General features: G+C 74.6%; 9 protein-coding genes. 5 read left to right on the forward strand and 4 right to left on the reverse strand.

The genetic code is table 11. The features are described 5' to 3' along the window. Positions 1-48 precede the first annotated feature (48 nt). Together ACZ5OX_RS23340 and ACZ5OX_RS23345 are read right to left on the reverse strand one after the other, a co-directional pair. Entirely contained in the window at positions 49-2,889 is a 2,841-nt protein-coding gene (locus ACZ5OX_RS23340; protein ID WP_465632613.1) for a hypothetical protein, read from the reverse strand. Then, entirely contained in the window at positions 2,886-6,209 is a 3,324-nt protein-coding gene (locus ACZ5OX_RS23345) for an ABC transporter permease (protein WP_465632615.1), read from the reverse strand. The genes ACZ5OX_RS23340 and ACZ5OX_RS23345 overlap by 4 nt, the downstream gene beginning before the upstream one ends. A 417-nt stretch (positions 6,210-6,626) precedes the next feature. Between ACZ5OX_RS23345 and ACZ5OX_RS23350 the strand changes: the two genes are divergently transcribed. Then, positions 6,627-7,358, forward strand: coding sequence for an ABC transporter ATP-binding protein (locus tag ACZ5OX_RS23350; protein WP_465632617.1), 732 nt, complete (start codon positions 6,627-6,629; stop codon positions 7,356-7,358). A gap of 367 nt (positions 7,359-7,725) precedes the next feature. Here the strand turns inward: ACZ5OX_RS23350 and ACZ5OX_RS23355 are convergent, their stop codons facing one another. Together ACZ5OX_RS23355 and ACZ5OX_RS23360 are read right to left on the reverse strand one after the other, a co-directional pair. Then, positions 7,726-9,345, reverse strand: coding sequence for an alpha/beta hydrolase (locus tag ACZ5OX_RS23355; RefSeq protein WP_465632619.1), 1,620 nt, complete (start codon positions 9,343-9,345; stop codon positions 7,726-7,728). A 316-nt stretch (positions 9,346-9,661) separates the two neighbouring features. Then, a complete protein-coding gene (locus ACZ5OX_RS23360) occupies positions 9,662-10,267 on the reverse strand; it encodes a TetR/AcrR family transcriptional regulator (protein WP_465632621.1) in 606 nt (201 codons plus the stop codon). Positions 10,268-10,444: 177 nt separating this feature from the next. On the opposite strand from ACZ5OX_RS23360, the gene ACZ5OX_RS23365 reads away from it, so the two are divergent. The 4 genes from ACZ5OX_RS23365 to ACZ5OX_RS23380 all read left to right on the forward strand — a co-directional run bounded on the left by ACZ5OX_RS23365 (position 10,445) and on the right by ACZ5OX_RS23380 (position 13,752). Then, complete coding sequence (locus ACZ5OX_RS23365; RefSeq protein ID WP_465632623.1) at positions 10,445-11,650, forward strand: FAD-dependent monooxygenase; 1,206 nt, start codon at positions 10,445-10,447, stop codon at positions 11,648-11,650. 57 nt (positions 11,651-11,707) lie between these two features. After that, complete coding sequence (locus ACZ5OX_RS23370; protein WP_465632625.1) at positions 11,708-12,229, forward strand: MarR family winged helix-turn-helix transcriptional regulator; 522 nt, start codon at positions 11,708-11,710, stop codon at positions 12,227-12,229. A gap of 171 nt (positions 12,230-12,400) precedes the next feature. After that, positions 12,401-12,889, forward strand: coding sequence for a hypothetical protein (locus tag ACZ5OX_RS23375; RefSeq protein WP_465632627.1), 489 nt, complete (start codon positions 12,401-12,403; stop codon positions 12,887-12,889). Further along, positions 12,886-13,752 (forward strand): NmrA family NAD(P)-binding protein, encoded by an 867-nt coding sequence (locus ACZ5OX_RS23380; RefSeq protein WP_465632629.1) that lies wholly within the window; start codon positions 12,886-12,888, stop codon positions 13,750-13,752. The genes ACZ5OX_RS23375 and ACZ5OX_RS23380 overlap by 4 nt, the downstream gene beginning before the upstream one ends. Positions 13,753-13,817 lie beyond the last annotated feature (65 nt).

A 13,817-nucleotide genomic window follows, 5' to 3' on the forward strand; every position in this document is an offset into this window, starting at 1 on the left:
CTGCCCGGACGGCCGGCGCCGGTCCCGACCGCGCCGCCGTTCCCGGCCTCATTGCCGCTCCCCCGCCCGCAGTTCGGAGGCGATCTGGCGCCGGCCGGCGACCAGCGTCTCCAGCACCACCCCGAGGCAGACCACCAGGGTCAGGCCGGCGGTGGGCAGCAGCACCGGCAGCAGCGCCGGGGCCAGGGTCTCGCCGACCGGGGCGCCGACCAGCGCCGAGAGGTCGAACGCGCCCCCGAGCAGGGCGACCGCCGCGACGGCGATCAGGCCGCCGCCGACGGCCGCCGCCAGGGTCTGCGGCAGCGCCTCGGCGATGATCAGCGCCAGGCCCTGCCGGGGTCGCAGACCCATGGTGCGCAGCCGGGCGAGCACCGCCGTACGGTCCGGCGCGGCCCGCAGCAGCGTCAGCAGCACGGCCAGCAGGGCGAACCCGGCGGCGGCGAGGCCCGCGTACCAGAACAGCCGTCCGGCGGCGAGCTGCACCGGGTCGTCGGCCAGCTCGGCGGTCTTCTCCCGGCTGCTGTGCACCACGTAGCCGGGGGGCAGGCCGGAGCTGGTCCTTCCCGCCGCCGTGGCCTCGTCGTTGACCAGCTTGGCGATGCCCGACACCTGGGTGCTGCTGCCGATGCCGCGCTCCCGCAGCAGGGCGCGCACCCGGTCCGGGTCGACGTCGCCGACGGCGAACCACTTGTTCACCCTGGTCGCCCGCTTGAGCTCCGGCAGGTGCTCGGTGGCGGGGCCGGCCGGCACCACCACGAAGGGCTTGCCGGGGTCCGGCAGGGCGGGGGTGGCGGTGACGATCCCGGCGACGGTGGTGGTCATCTGGCTGCCGCTGGGCGTGCGCACCTGGGGCGCGCCCCCCGTCAGGCGTTTGGCCAGGTCCTGGCTGAACAGCGCGGGTACGGGGGCGTCCTTGCCGCCCGGGGCGGCGGCCAGCTTGGCCGGGTCGTACCCGCCGACCCCGACGGTGCGGGAGATCTCCGCGTAGGCGCCGGGCTCGACCACCACCAGGATGGCGTCGGTGGTGTCCCGGTCGCCGCCGATGAAGGTGGCCCGCTCCTCGATCCAGGCGCCGGTGGCGGCCCGGACGCCGGGCAGTTCGCCGGCCTCCTTGGTGAAGGCCTCCGGCAGGTTGGCGTAGACCGGGACGCCGACGGACACGTCGCCGCCGGTGGCGATCCGCCCGGCACGCGTCCGGGAGTGGTCCACCGTGTCGAGCACGGTGGCGCCGAACCCGGTGGCGGTGACGGCGATCAGCAGGGCGAGCAGGGGCAGTACGGAGGGCCGGCGCCGGCCCGAGTCGTCGCGGGCGGCCCGGACCAGGCCGAGGAATCCGACCAGTCCGCGGCCGCGGGCGGCGAGTGCGGCCAGCCAGCCGACCACGACCGGCTCGATCCGGGCCAGCAGCAGGCCGCCGGAGACGGCGAGCAGCAGCGGGGCGGCCACCAGCAGCGGGTCCACCCCGCCGCCCGGGTGACCGACACCGCGACGGCGGACCTCGGCCACGGCCGCGGCGGTGACGGCGAGCACGGCGAGCTCGCCGACCATCCGGCGCCGACCGCCGACGGCCCGCGGGCGGCGCCAGAGCAGCGCGGCCCGGGCCGGGAAGGCCAGGATCGCGAGCAGGGTCACGGCGAGCGCCACCAGCACCGGTTCGACCCACCGCGGGGTCGGCAGCAGCACCAGCGCGAGGACCGTCCCGAGCACGGCGGCGGGCAGGACGGTCACCGTGCCCTCGCCGAGCAGCCGCAGCAGCACTCCGCTGCGCGAGCCGCCGCGGGCCTGGAGCAGCCGGATCTCGGCGGTGCGCCGGTCGGTGCTGAGCGCCGCGGCCAGACAGAGCACCACGACCGCGACGCCGGCGACGCCGGCCGGGCCGATGGCGCCCAGCGGGGCCGCGGCCTGGTAGCGGTCGGTGGCCCGGGAGAGGACGTCCGGCATCAGCGAGGTGGCGTGCAGGTCGGCCCGGAGGGTGGTGTCGATCAGGCTGGTCATGCCGGGGCCGGCCGTGTACGAGCCGATGGCCTGACGGGTCCGGTCGAGCTGGTCGGCGCGCAGCGAGCCGGCGTCGACGGGCAGCCGCCAGAAGTTCTGGCCGACCGAACCCCAGCGGCTCAGCGCGGTCAGGCTTCCGCCGTCGACGAAGCCGCTGGTCCAGTACCAGGCTTCGTCGCCCTTGAGGCCCAGGCAGGCCCTGGCCGGACAGCCGAGCCCCTCCCAGAACGGGTCCTGGGGGTCGTTGACCCGGTAGAGGCCGGTCACGGTGCTGCGCAGCGGGACGGGCCCGTCGGTGCCGCTCTCGATGACGTCGCCGATCTTGATGCCGATGGCCTCGGCGGCCTGCTGGCTCAGCACGATCGGCAGTGGGCCGTCGGCCGGGGCGGGGCCCGGCCAGGTGCCCGCGGTCAGGGTCACCCGGTCGGCGAGGCCGTGCAGGTAGAACAGGCCGAGCACCGGGTTGGCGTTCGGGGAGAAGCGGGTGTACCCGGGGTTGAAGATCGAGCGCTCGTTCTTCACCCGGGTGCCGAAGACCCGGCCGACCGGGCTCAGCGGCAACCGCCGTCCGATCTGGGCGTCGAGCTTCTGCTGGAGGGTCTCCAGCTCGGTGGCGGTGTCGCCGGGGGCCGTCCCCGAGGTGACCTCCAGGTTGGTCACGTTGGCGCCCAGGCTGCGCGTGAACTGCTGGAGCGCGGTGTCCGCGCCCCGGTCCGCGAGGCGCGGGAACGCGGCCGCCAGGAAGACGGTGACGAAGGCGAGGGCCGCGGTGAGCAGCGCGGCCAGCGGCATCGCGCGCAGCCGGGTGCGGACCCAGGGCGCGGGCCGGGGAGCGCGCGCGGGCGCGGGCGCCGGCGCGGGGGTGGGCACGGTGGTGCCGGCCTTGGTGGTCACATCTCCTCCACGTGGCGCAGCCGGGCGGCCACGTCTCGACGCCGGCGCCCGATCAGGAAGGCCGACAGCAGCGGGACGACGGCGATCGCGGCCGCGAACAGCAGCGCCTGACCGTACGGCAGCTCGACCACGGCCTCGGGCACCGGGCGGCGGGCGGCCGGGGTCAGCACCACGAAGGGCACGATCAGCCGGACGAGCAGGGTGCCCAGGGCGAGTCCGACGATGCCGCCGAGGCCGACCAGCACCGCGTTCTCGATGGCGGCGGTGCGGGCGACCTGCTTGCGCGGGGCACCCAGGGCGAGCAGCAGCGCGGAGTCGCGGGAGCGCTCGTGGGCGGAGCCGGCCACGGCGGCGGCGAAGCCGATCGCGGCGAGCACGGCGGTGGCGATCGCGATGGCCATCAGCGCGCTCTGCGGCGCGGCGCCGACGGGGTCGCCGAGGAGGCCCTCGGAGACCTCGTCGTAGAGCGCGAGGTCCTGGCTGCCGGGGGCGCCGCGCAGGGCGGCGGCGGCCTCGGTCGGGGCGCGGTCGCCCGGCCCGGCGGCGGGCAGCCACCACTCGGTGCGGGTCGGCAGGTTGCGGTCCTGGGCGGACAGCATCCGGGCGACCGAGTCGAGGTCCAGCACCAGCGCCCGGCGGCCGGCCACCGGCACGGCCTCGACGGCGCCGGTCACCTTGACCGGGACGACGACCCCGCTGAACGGGACCTGGAGGGTGTCGCCGACCGAGGCCCCGAGGGCCTTCAGGTAGTCGCGGGTGGCGACGCCGTTGAGGGCGGTGGGCAGGGCGGCGCCGGCCGGGCTCAGCACGGCGCGCACGGAGTCGCCGATGCCGCGGCCGGACTGGTAGCGGACCGTGAACAGGCTGTCGGCGGTGGCCGCTTCGGAGGCGAGCTCGGCCTTCGGGGAGCTGTTGACACCGGGGCGGGGCGCCGGGGGCTTGAGGGTCCACCCGGTACCGGCCGGCACCGGGACGGCGGTCGACGGTCCGTCGGCCGTCTCCGAGACGGCCAGGTTCCGTACGGTGACCTCGCCCGTGCTGCGGTCGCCGAAGCCGACGGTCGCGCCGACCACGGTCAGCGGGGCGGCGACCGAGCCCACCGGGGCGTCGACCAGCGCGCCGAGCGGGATCGAGGCGCGGACCTGGCCGGTCAGCGGGAGCTCGCCGAACGGGACCTTGTGGACCAGGCCGAAACGGTCGCGCAGCAGCAGCCGGACCTCGGGGTGGACCGGGCTGCCGGACCAGGAGGACCCCAGGTCCTGCTGGTTCACCGCGATGTCGGCGTCGATCCGCAGCGGGTGGCCGGGCAGCGGGATGGCGGGGGCGGGGGCGGGAGTGGCGAGCGTGCCGAAGACCTCCGCGCCGCTGTGGCCGTCGAGCAGGTCGGAGCGGAGCGGGACGCGTGAGGCGAAGGCCGCGGAGTCCACGGCCAGCAGCTCGCCGGCGCCGCCCTGCATCGGCTGCTCGTCGCGCACCACCGGGACCAGCCGGTCGCCGCCGGGCAGGCTGCCGTAGCGGCCGCCCTGGCCCATCTGGGCGTTGTGCGAGCCGGAGATGCGCAGTCCGCCCGACGTGGCGAAGACGGCCTGGTCGCGCTGGGAGGCCGTCCAGGTGGCGTGCTGACCCAGCGCCAGCACGCCGGTGGCCACGGCCATCACGAGCAGCAGGACGGGACCGGTGGCGCGGCCGGGCCGGCGGGCCAGCTGCCAGCCGACCATGGCGGGGCCGAGGCCCTTGCCCCGGGCCGCCGCGCGGGCGCCGAACCGGGCGACGAACGGGAGCAGCCGCAGCACCACGAGGGTGCCGGCGCACAGGGCGAGCGTCGGGGTGGCGACCAGCAGCAGGTCCACGTCGAGCCGGCCGCTGGAGTCGGCGGACAGCCCGCCACCGTACTGGTCGAGCTGCTGGTAGGCGAGAACGGCCAGGGCCAGCACGGCGAGGTCGCCGCCGTTGCGGGCGACGCCGGAGACCACGGCCTGCCGGCGGCCGGCCCGGCGGCGCAGGGCGGCACCGACGCCACGCACCACGCTGGGCACGGTGGCCAGCAGGATGCAGGCGAACGCGCAGGCCGCGGCCACCGGCCAGAGCGACCAGCTGATGCCGGTGTCCAGGGCGACCTGGTGGGAGCTGCCGAGGCCGCCCAGCGCGCGGACCAGGGCCGGGGTGAGCAGCGGCGCGAACGCGGCCTCGGGCAGGGCCAGCAGCAGCGACTCCAGGGCGGTGAAGGAGCCGAGCCGGAGGGCGGAGGCGCCGCGCGCGGCGAGGACCTCGTTCTCGGACTCCTGCCGCGCGGAGATCAGGTGGACGACCAGCAGCAGGGCCGCCGCGGCGAGCACCGCCAGTTGGAGGGCGCCGATCAGCAGGGTGGACCGGGCGACCACCATGCTGTCGGACAACTCGTGCATGATGTCGGGAAGTTCGGTCTTCGCGCCGAGGGAGGCGGTGGTCCGCAGCTCCCCGCCGAGGCTCTGGGCGCGGTCGCCGAGGGCCTGCGCGGCGGCCCGGTCGATGCCGGAGAAGTCGGCGTCCAGCGACCAGCTGCGGCCGCTCTGGACCAGGCCGGCCGTGGTGAAGGCGCTCTGGTCGACCATCATCGGGCCGTAGGTGGTGAAGCCGCCGACCTCGATCTCGTGGCCGCCGACCGGGTCGATCCGCCAGTACGGGGCGGTCGGGTCGGTGGCCCGGTAGACGCCGGTGACCCGGACGGTCAGCGGCGTGCTGTCGGCCCGGTCGACGAGCCGGACCTCGGCGGGCAGGGCCTGCTCGGCCAGGCCGAACCGGTGCAGCAGGCTCTGTGGGACGGCGACCTCCGGCGCGGTGGACCGGACCGGGCCGGTCGCGGCGCCCGGCCAGGTGCCGGCCAGCAGTTGGACCCGGCCGCGGTCGAGGTCGGCGAGGACCGTGAGGTCGAGCTGGGCGCCGGGGGCGCCGGAGGCGGTGCCGCTCGGTGCGGCGCCGCTCGCCACCGAGCTGTTCGCCGGGGTGCCGTTCGCCGGGGTGCCGTTCGCCGGCAGGCTGTAGGAGCGGCTGCGCGTCACGCTGTCGGTGTGCACGGGCAGGTCACCGAAGAGCTTCTGCCGGTAGGCGGCGAGCGCCGCCTCGTCCTTCGCCCGCTGGTCCAGGCCGTGCTCACCGGTGACCGCCACCGTCGTCCGGGCGTGACCGGGTCCCTGGAGCGCCTGCCGCAGGCCTGCCTCACCGACGCTGCTGTTGAAGGCCACCAAGGCGGTCAGCACGGACGTGGTGATCAGCACCGCCAGCAGGACGGCGGCAGCCAACGGCAGTCGCCCGCGCAGTCGGCGCACGACGAAGCCGAGCATCAAGTTCCTCCCCCGGATTCACATCCCCGGTTGCACCTCCGGGCTCCGCCCATCGATCCGGTCCGAGTACAAATCGGCCACAGATGGACACTTCGCGAGCACACCGGCGCATTGACCACCGGCAATGGGTCGCCGGATAGCGGACGATGCTGTCAGATTCGATCCAGGAACGGAAGGGACTTGCGCGAATCAAGTTTGAGGTGAGCAAATTCCGTTCATTGGTAGCATCCCGGCCGGGGATGCCCCCGGATGAATGCCATGCACACTTCACAAATCCGGCCTCGGCGCGCTCCTTCGGCCCGGAACACCGGCTTCCCGGATTTGCCGCCCGGAACGTGAACGCCGGAACAGTCATATCCGTAGAACCGGACGGGACCCGGGCGCGACCGGGCCGCCACTCCCACAGGGGGACGCCGCATGACGCACCACCAGGCCGCCACCGCCGACACCGCCACCCAGCCGATGGTGGCCGTGACCGACCTCCGCCGGAGCTTCGGCACCGGCGAGCGGGCCGTGCACGCCCTGCGGGGCGTCTCGTTCACCGTCGGCCGCGGCGAACTCACCGCGCTCAAGGGCCGGTCGGGCTCCGGCAAGACCACCCTGCTCAATCTGGTCGGCGGCCTGGACACACCGACCGGCGGCAGCATCGCGCTGGACGGCATCGACCTCGCCGGGCTGGACGAGGACGGCCGGCTCGCCCTGCGGCGGGAGCGGATCGGCTTCGTCTTCCAGTCCTTCGGGCTGATACCGATGCTCACCGCCGCCGAGAACGTCGGCGTGCCCATGCGGCTGCGCAAGACCCCCGCCGCCGAACGCGAGGAGCGCGCGCACACCCTGCTCGCGCTGGTCGGCCTGGCCGACCACGCCAACCAGCGCCCCGGCGAACTCTCCGGCGGCCAGCAGCAGCGCGTCGCCATCGCCCGCGCGCTGGCCAACGAGCCCAGCCTGATCATCGCCGACGAGCCGACCGGGCAGCTGGACTCGGAGACCGGCCGCGCGATCATGGAGCTGCTGCGCGCGGTGGTGCGCAGCGAGGGCGTCACGGTGCTGGTCGCCACCCACGACCCGACGCTGATGGGGCTCGCCGACCGGGTGATCGAGGTCCGGGACGGACGGGTCGTCGAGGAGGGGGCGGAGCAGGCCGCCTAGCGGAGCGGGCAGTTCGGCCCCGGCGGGTCACGGGGCCACGGGCACGGGCGTGGGGATGCGGGGTGCGATCCTCACGCCCGGCCGGATCGATGGAAATTCGGTGCGACCGAACGTCATTCCTACTGGTCGATCGCGGTCTTGGCCTTCGACACCGCAGCGGAACCCCATTGTCAGTGGCATGGGCTACGGTCATCGACGACTCACGGGAATCCGCTCCGCCGGAGGTTCGATGACGATCCACCACCGCATTCTGCGGGCCTTCCGCGCCCTCCGGGAAATCGCCGGAAAAGCAAGGTCGTGGTGGCCGGCAGCACCGCCGACCACCACGACCGTCAAGCCGCCCCCACGGTCACCGGGGGCCGTTCCGTCAGACCGCCGGGAAGATCTCCGCGTCCGGCTTCAGCAGCTGGCCGGCGGCCGGCGCGGTGCCGTCCACCAGGTAGCGGGTGACGAGCTGGTTCAGCGCCTTGCTGCGGCCCACGGCGCAGTGCTCGATCGAGTCGACACTGACCAGCACGGCGTTGCCCAGCTCCTGCTGCATCCGCTGGGCGAACTTGTACTGGGTGGCCGGGTCGTAGAGGTTGCCGATCACCATCACGGTGTTGGAGGTCTTCTTGTTCCACGGGCCGGAGAAGCGCTCGGCGTCCCGGGCCGGGGCCGGCCAGCTCGCGCACGCCGGCGCGTCGAAGGCCTGGTAGCGGCCGAAGGTCGGCATGTCCTTCTCCCACGCCTTGGCCGCGGTCGCGAACACCCGGTCGTTGGAGGGGTACGGCTTGTCCTGGCAGTTGACGGCCAGGTAGGAGTCGTCCGCGGTGTACTCGGAGTCCACCGGGGCCTCCCGCAGCGCCGTCCGCGGGACCTCCACCGAGAGCAGCTTGGCGTCCTCGTCCGAGACGTTCGCCTGCGGGGCCAGCAGCGCGGCCGCGGCCGGCTTCTGGAACTGCTGGTAGGTCGCCTGGAGCGACTTGGCCAGCGGGGCCAGCTTGGCCTGCGAGTACAGGGCGCTGGCCACCTCGCCGGTGAAGCTGCTCAGCGTCACCTTGGCGCCGCCCGGCAGCGTGATCGGGCTGGTCCGCAGGTGGTCCCGGAGCTGGTCGAACTTGGCCCTGGTGTCGCCGTCGCCGAAGGCGCAGCGCGGGGCGCCGGCGGCCTGGCAACGCTTGAGGAACTCGTCCAGGGCGATCTCGAAGCCGTTCGCCCGCTGGCGGTCGTACTCCATGCCGTTGTGCAGGCGCAGGTTCGGGTCGACGTTGCCGTCGACGATGATCGCGCGGACCTTGTTCGGGTACATGTTGGCGTACGTCGACCCGATCAGGGTGCCGTAGGAGAACCCGGCGAAGGTGAGCTGGGAGTCACCGACGGCGCGGCGCATCCGGTCGAGGTCGCGCACCACGTTGATGGTCGACATGTGCTCGATCAGCGGGCCGGCGTTCTTGCTGCACGCGTCGCTGTAGTCCTGGTCCGCGTCCAGCGTCTCGTCGATCTCGGCCTTGGTGACGGGCACGCCGATCATGCGGTTGGTGACCGCGTCGGCGTCCTCCTGGGTCTTGAAGCACTTGAGCGGGTTGCTCCGGGCCACGCCGCGCGGGTCGAAGCCGACCAGGTCGAACTTGGACTGCACCTCGGCGCCGAAGCGGGAGGTCGTCGCCCACAGGTAGCCACTGCCGCCCGGGCCACCGGGGTTGAGGAACAGCGAACCGATCCGCTTCGACGGGTCGCTCGCCCGCCGCCGCATCATGGCGATGCCGACCTTCTCACCCGAGGGGTTGTCGTAGTCCAGCGGCACGGGGTAGACGGCGCAGTCGTAGATGCCGGGGTCCGGCTTGCTCGGGTCGGGGTTGCACGGCGTCCAGGCGACGGGGTCGACCTTCGCCTCGGCCAGGCCGGGGGCCTGGTCGAAGGGCGCGGCCGACGCGGCGACGGCGGTGCCGGTGACAAGTGCGAGGGCGCAGGTGACCGCTCCGGCCAACGTGGATATGCGGGACAAGGAACCTCCTCGGTACTGAAAAGGGCGGCCCCAGCCTGTCAGCCGGAGATCTCCGTGGGAAGACCTGCGGGCGGCGTAATTCATCTAATCGAGAGGCGCCACATCACGAAACATTCTGTGAATGAACCAACTTGACGGTTGATTGACTTGATGCCAGGTCATCCCGAGTCGCCGATCGGCCGTCGACCGTCCGGGGTCGACGAAGGCAGGCCGGGCCGCCCTGGACGATTCCCCGCGCGCCCCGCCCCCCGGGAGCACCATTTTTGTGTGGCCGTCCGGGAGTTCACGGTCGAGCCGCGCCGATACCGCCCGGCACTCAGCTCGCGGGCGCTCCCCGCACCGCGGCCGCCACCAGCCCCTGGATCGCGTCGGCACCGGGCCCGCCGCCGCCCACCAGGTGCTCGAAGACCAGGCCGTCGACGCAGGCCAGCAGCGTGGTGGTCCGCCCGTCGGGGTCACTCACGCCCCGAGCGGCGAGGAAGGCGCGGACGGCGGCGCGCCCGGCGTTCTCGCGCGGAACGAGGATCTCGCGCAGCTCGGGGTCGCGCACGCTCTCCACCGCGCAGGCGTACCGGGCGAGCGAGCGCCGCCGACCGTCGCCGGACAATCTTTGCCGCATCAACTCGGCGATCCCCTCGGCCAGTTCCGCCTCCGACCGGACCGGAACCCGCTCCCCCATGGTGTGCAGCTCGCCCTGGTCCAGCTCCACCAGCCGCCGTACCAGCGCGGTGAGCAGCGCCTGCCTGGTCCGCAGGTAGGCCGAGGTGGTTCCGACCGGCAGCCCGGCCGCCGCGTCGACCGCCCGGTGGGTGAGTCCGCGCACGCCGAGGTCCGCCAGCACCCCGATCGCGGCGTCGGCCAACACCGTCCGCCGGTCCGGCCGCCCCGCATCGTCCCGCTTCTCGTCCTCGTTTCGCCGCATCCCCCCTTTCTACCGGGCCCGCCGCGCCCGTCGCGCACCCCGTCGGGCCGGAACCGACCCACGGCCCCCGACCGCCGAGCCCAGCCCGGCACACCCCCGCTCGCCCGCCGACGGCCCCGTAGTACGCTCCTTCTACAGCTGTAGAAAAGCAGTGAGGCGACACAGGAGGGACCGGGCATGAGCAACAACAGCGCGGTGGTGGTCGGGGGCGGCATCGGCGGGCTGGCGGCCGCGATCGGGCTCCGGCTGGCGGGGTGGGACGTGACCGTGGTCGAGCGGGCGGCCGTCCTGGACGACGCGGGGGCCGGCATCTCCCTGGCCGCCAACGGGATGCGCGCGCTCGCCGCCCTCGGAGTCGGCGAGGCGGTCGAGGCGGCCGCCCGCCGCCAGTACACCGGCGGCACCCGGACCCCGGACGGCCGCAGGCTCGCCGCCATGGACGGCGCGGCGCTGGAACGCGAGCTGGGCGCCCCGATCGTCGGGATCCCCCGCGCGGCCCTGCACCGCGTCCTGCGCGAGGCGCTGCCCGCCGAGTCCCTCGTCGTCGGCGCCGAGGTGACCGGGGTGGACACCACCCAGCCGTTCCGGGTCCGGGTCGACCTCGGCGGCACCACCCCGGAGGCGGGCCATCTGGAGGCGGGCCACCTGGAGGCAGACCTCCTGGTGGCGGCCGACGGCATCAACAGCCGCCTCCGCCGCCACCTCTTCCCCGACCACCCCGGGCCGGCCTACAGCGGCTCGACGGTGCTGCGCGCGATCACCGAGCGCCCGATCGACGGCCTGAAGGCGGACTTCGAGCTGACCTGGGGCCACGGCGCGGAGTTCGGCCACATCGCCTTCCCGGACGGTACCGCCGAGTGGCACGCGGTCCTGAACGCCCCGGCCGGGGTCCGCTACCCGGACCCGTTGACCGAGGTCCGCCGCCGCTTCGCGCGCTGGCACGAGCCGATTCCCGCACTGCTGGCCGCGACCCGGCCGGAGGCGGTCCTGCACCACGACGTCAACGAGCTGGCCACCCCGCTGCCGTCCTACGTCTCGGGCCGGATCGCCCTGCTCGGCGACGCGGCGCACGCCATGACGCCCCACCTCGGCCAGGGCGCCTGTCAGGCCCTGGAGGACGCGGTGACCCTGGCGGCGGCGCTCACCGAGACCCGGACGGTCGAGGGCGCGCTCACCCGGTACGACGCGGTCCGCCGCCCGCGCAGCCAGACCGTGGCCCGCGACGCCCGCCGGGCCGGCCGGATGGGCCAGCAGCTCGCCCACCCCCTGGCGGTCGGCCTGCGCAACGCCGCGATCCGGCTCACCCCGCCCGGCGCGATGGTCCGGACCGTCCTGCGGCACGCCGACTGGACGCCGCCTCGGATCGCTCCCCGTGCCGCCTAGGCACGAGCCCGAGGCCGCACTTGACCGGCAATCAGGTTAGGCACCATATTACTTCTCGTGACCCAGCACCCTGAGAGCGGCCCGGCCGCCCCCAGCCTCGACCAGGCGCGCCGCCAGATCGCCCGCTACGGCCTCACGGCCGATCCGCAGGCGATCCTGGTCGCGGCCCGGCTGATGGCGGCGGGCGCCCGTCTCGGCCAGGCCGGCGAGGTGCACTTCGGCCGCTTCGGCCTCTCCACCGGACGCTACCGACTGCTGGCGGACCTGGAGGACCACGGCGGCGAGAAGTCCCCCTCCCAGCTCGCGGCGAGCCTGGGCGTCTCCCGGGCGACCGTGACCGGCCTGGTCGACGGCCTGGAGCGGGAGGGCCTGGTGGCCCGGCGGCCCTCCACCGAGGACGGCCGCGGCAACGTGGTGATCCTCACCGCGCGCGGCGCCGACCGCCTGCGGGAGCTGGCACCCGAGCACTTCGCCCGGATGCAGGCGCTGGTCGGAGGCCTGACCGTCGAGGAGCGCGGCACCTTCCTGGACCTGCTGGCCCGGGTGGTCGCGGGCATGGACGCACTCACCGAGGACTGACCCGACCCCGGGGCGGGCCGCAATCCGGCGGCCCGCCTCTCTTCGGCCCCAATGGTTAGGTGCCTAATCATCGCCAAATACTTAGGCACCTAACCATGGCTGCCGAGCACGGCCGGCCACAGCTGCCACAGCCGGCCGCAGCTACGCACAAGCGAAAGGAAGAACCGACCCATGAGCAAGAAGGCCCCCGGCGCTCCCCCGCCCTTCGTCCTGTGGCGCGAGGTCCTGGTCGCCTACGCCATGCCCGCCGTCACCGCCGGGGCCGGCGGAGCCGTCACCGGCCAACCGCAGCTGGTGGCCGCCGCGCTCACCACCATCGGCGGCACCTCCGCACTGGTGGCCGCCACCCTCGGCGCCACGCTGCGCCGCCGCCCCGTCCGCACCCGGCCCGCCCGGACCCCGCGCGTGCTCGCGGCCGCCGCCCTCGGCCTGGCCGCCGCCGCGCTCGGCCTGGCGGTCGGCCTCGCCGCCGCCCGCTGGCTGCCGCAGCTCCCGGCGCTCGCCGACAGTCCGTGGCCGAAGCGACTGCCGATCGACCTGCCGGTCTCCTCGGCGATCGCCGCCACCATCACCACCTGGCGCTGGCGCGGCAGCCGCCCGACCCGTACAGCACAGCACCGACTCCCCGCCACACCCCGACCCGAAAGGCAGACATCATGATCGTCATCATGGGCGCCGCCGGCGCCACCGGCGGCGCCACCCTGCGCAGCCTCGCCGCCCTCGGCGCACCGAGCCGCGCCCTCAGCCGCGACCCCGCCCGACTGGCCGCCACCCTCGACGAGCGCACGCTCGCCCGGACCGCCGTCCTCCCGGCCGATGCCGCCGACCCCGACTCCCTGCGCACGGCCTTCCGCGGGGCGCACCACCTCTTCCTCACCATGGCCAACGGCCCGCAGCAGGTCCAGTACGAGCTGAACGCGATCGAGGCGGCGGTCGACTGCGGCGTGGAGCACGTCGTCAAGGTCTCCGCACCCGCCGCGGAGCCGGGCTCCCCCGTCGCCGTGTCCCGCGGCCACCACCTGATCGAGGAGCGACTGCAGTCCTCCGGCATCACCACCACCGTCCTGCGGCCGTACGCGTTCATGCAGAAGCTGCTGCTCCTGGCGCCCGGCATCGCCGCCGCCGGGGTGGTGCACGGCGCGATGGGGCAGGCGCGGTGCAACTACGTGGACGTCCGGGACATCGGGGAGGCCGCCGCCGAGGTGCTCACCCGCCCCGAGCTGGCGGGCGGCACCTATCCGCTCACCGGCGGACGGGCCTACAGCCACCCCGAGCTCGCCGCACTGCTGGGCGAGCTGCTCGGGCGGCCGGTCCGCTACCTCGACCTGAGCCCGTCCGAGCTGCACACCCACCTGGTCGGCCGGGCCGGGATGCCGGACTGGCTGGCCACCCACGTGGTGGAGATCCAGCAGCTCGCGGTGGTCCGCAAGGAGACGCCGGACGACACCTTCCTCCGCCTCGCCGGACACGCTCCGCGTACCCTGGAAGCCTTCCTCGGCGAGAACCTGCACCGGTTCCGCTGACCGTCGGGCACGGTGGCGGGCCGGGCCGAACCCGGGGTTTCCGGCCCGGAAGAGCCCGACCCGCC

The organism is Kitasatospora sp. NPDC032121 (genome assembly GCF_055580145.1).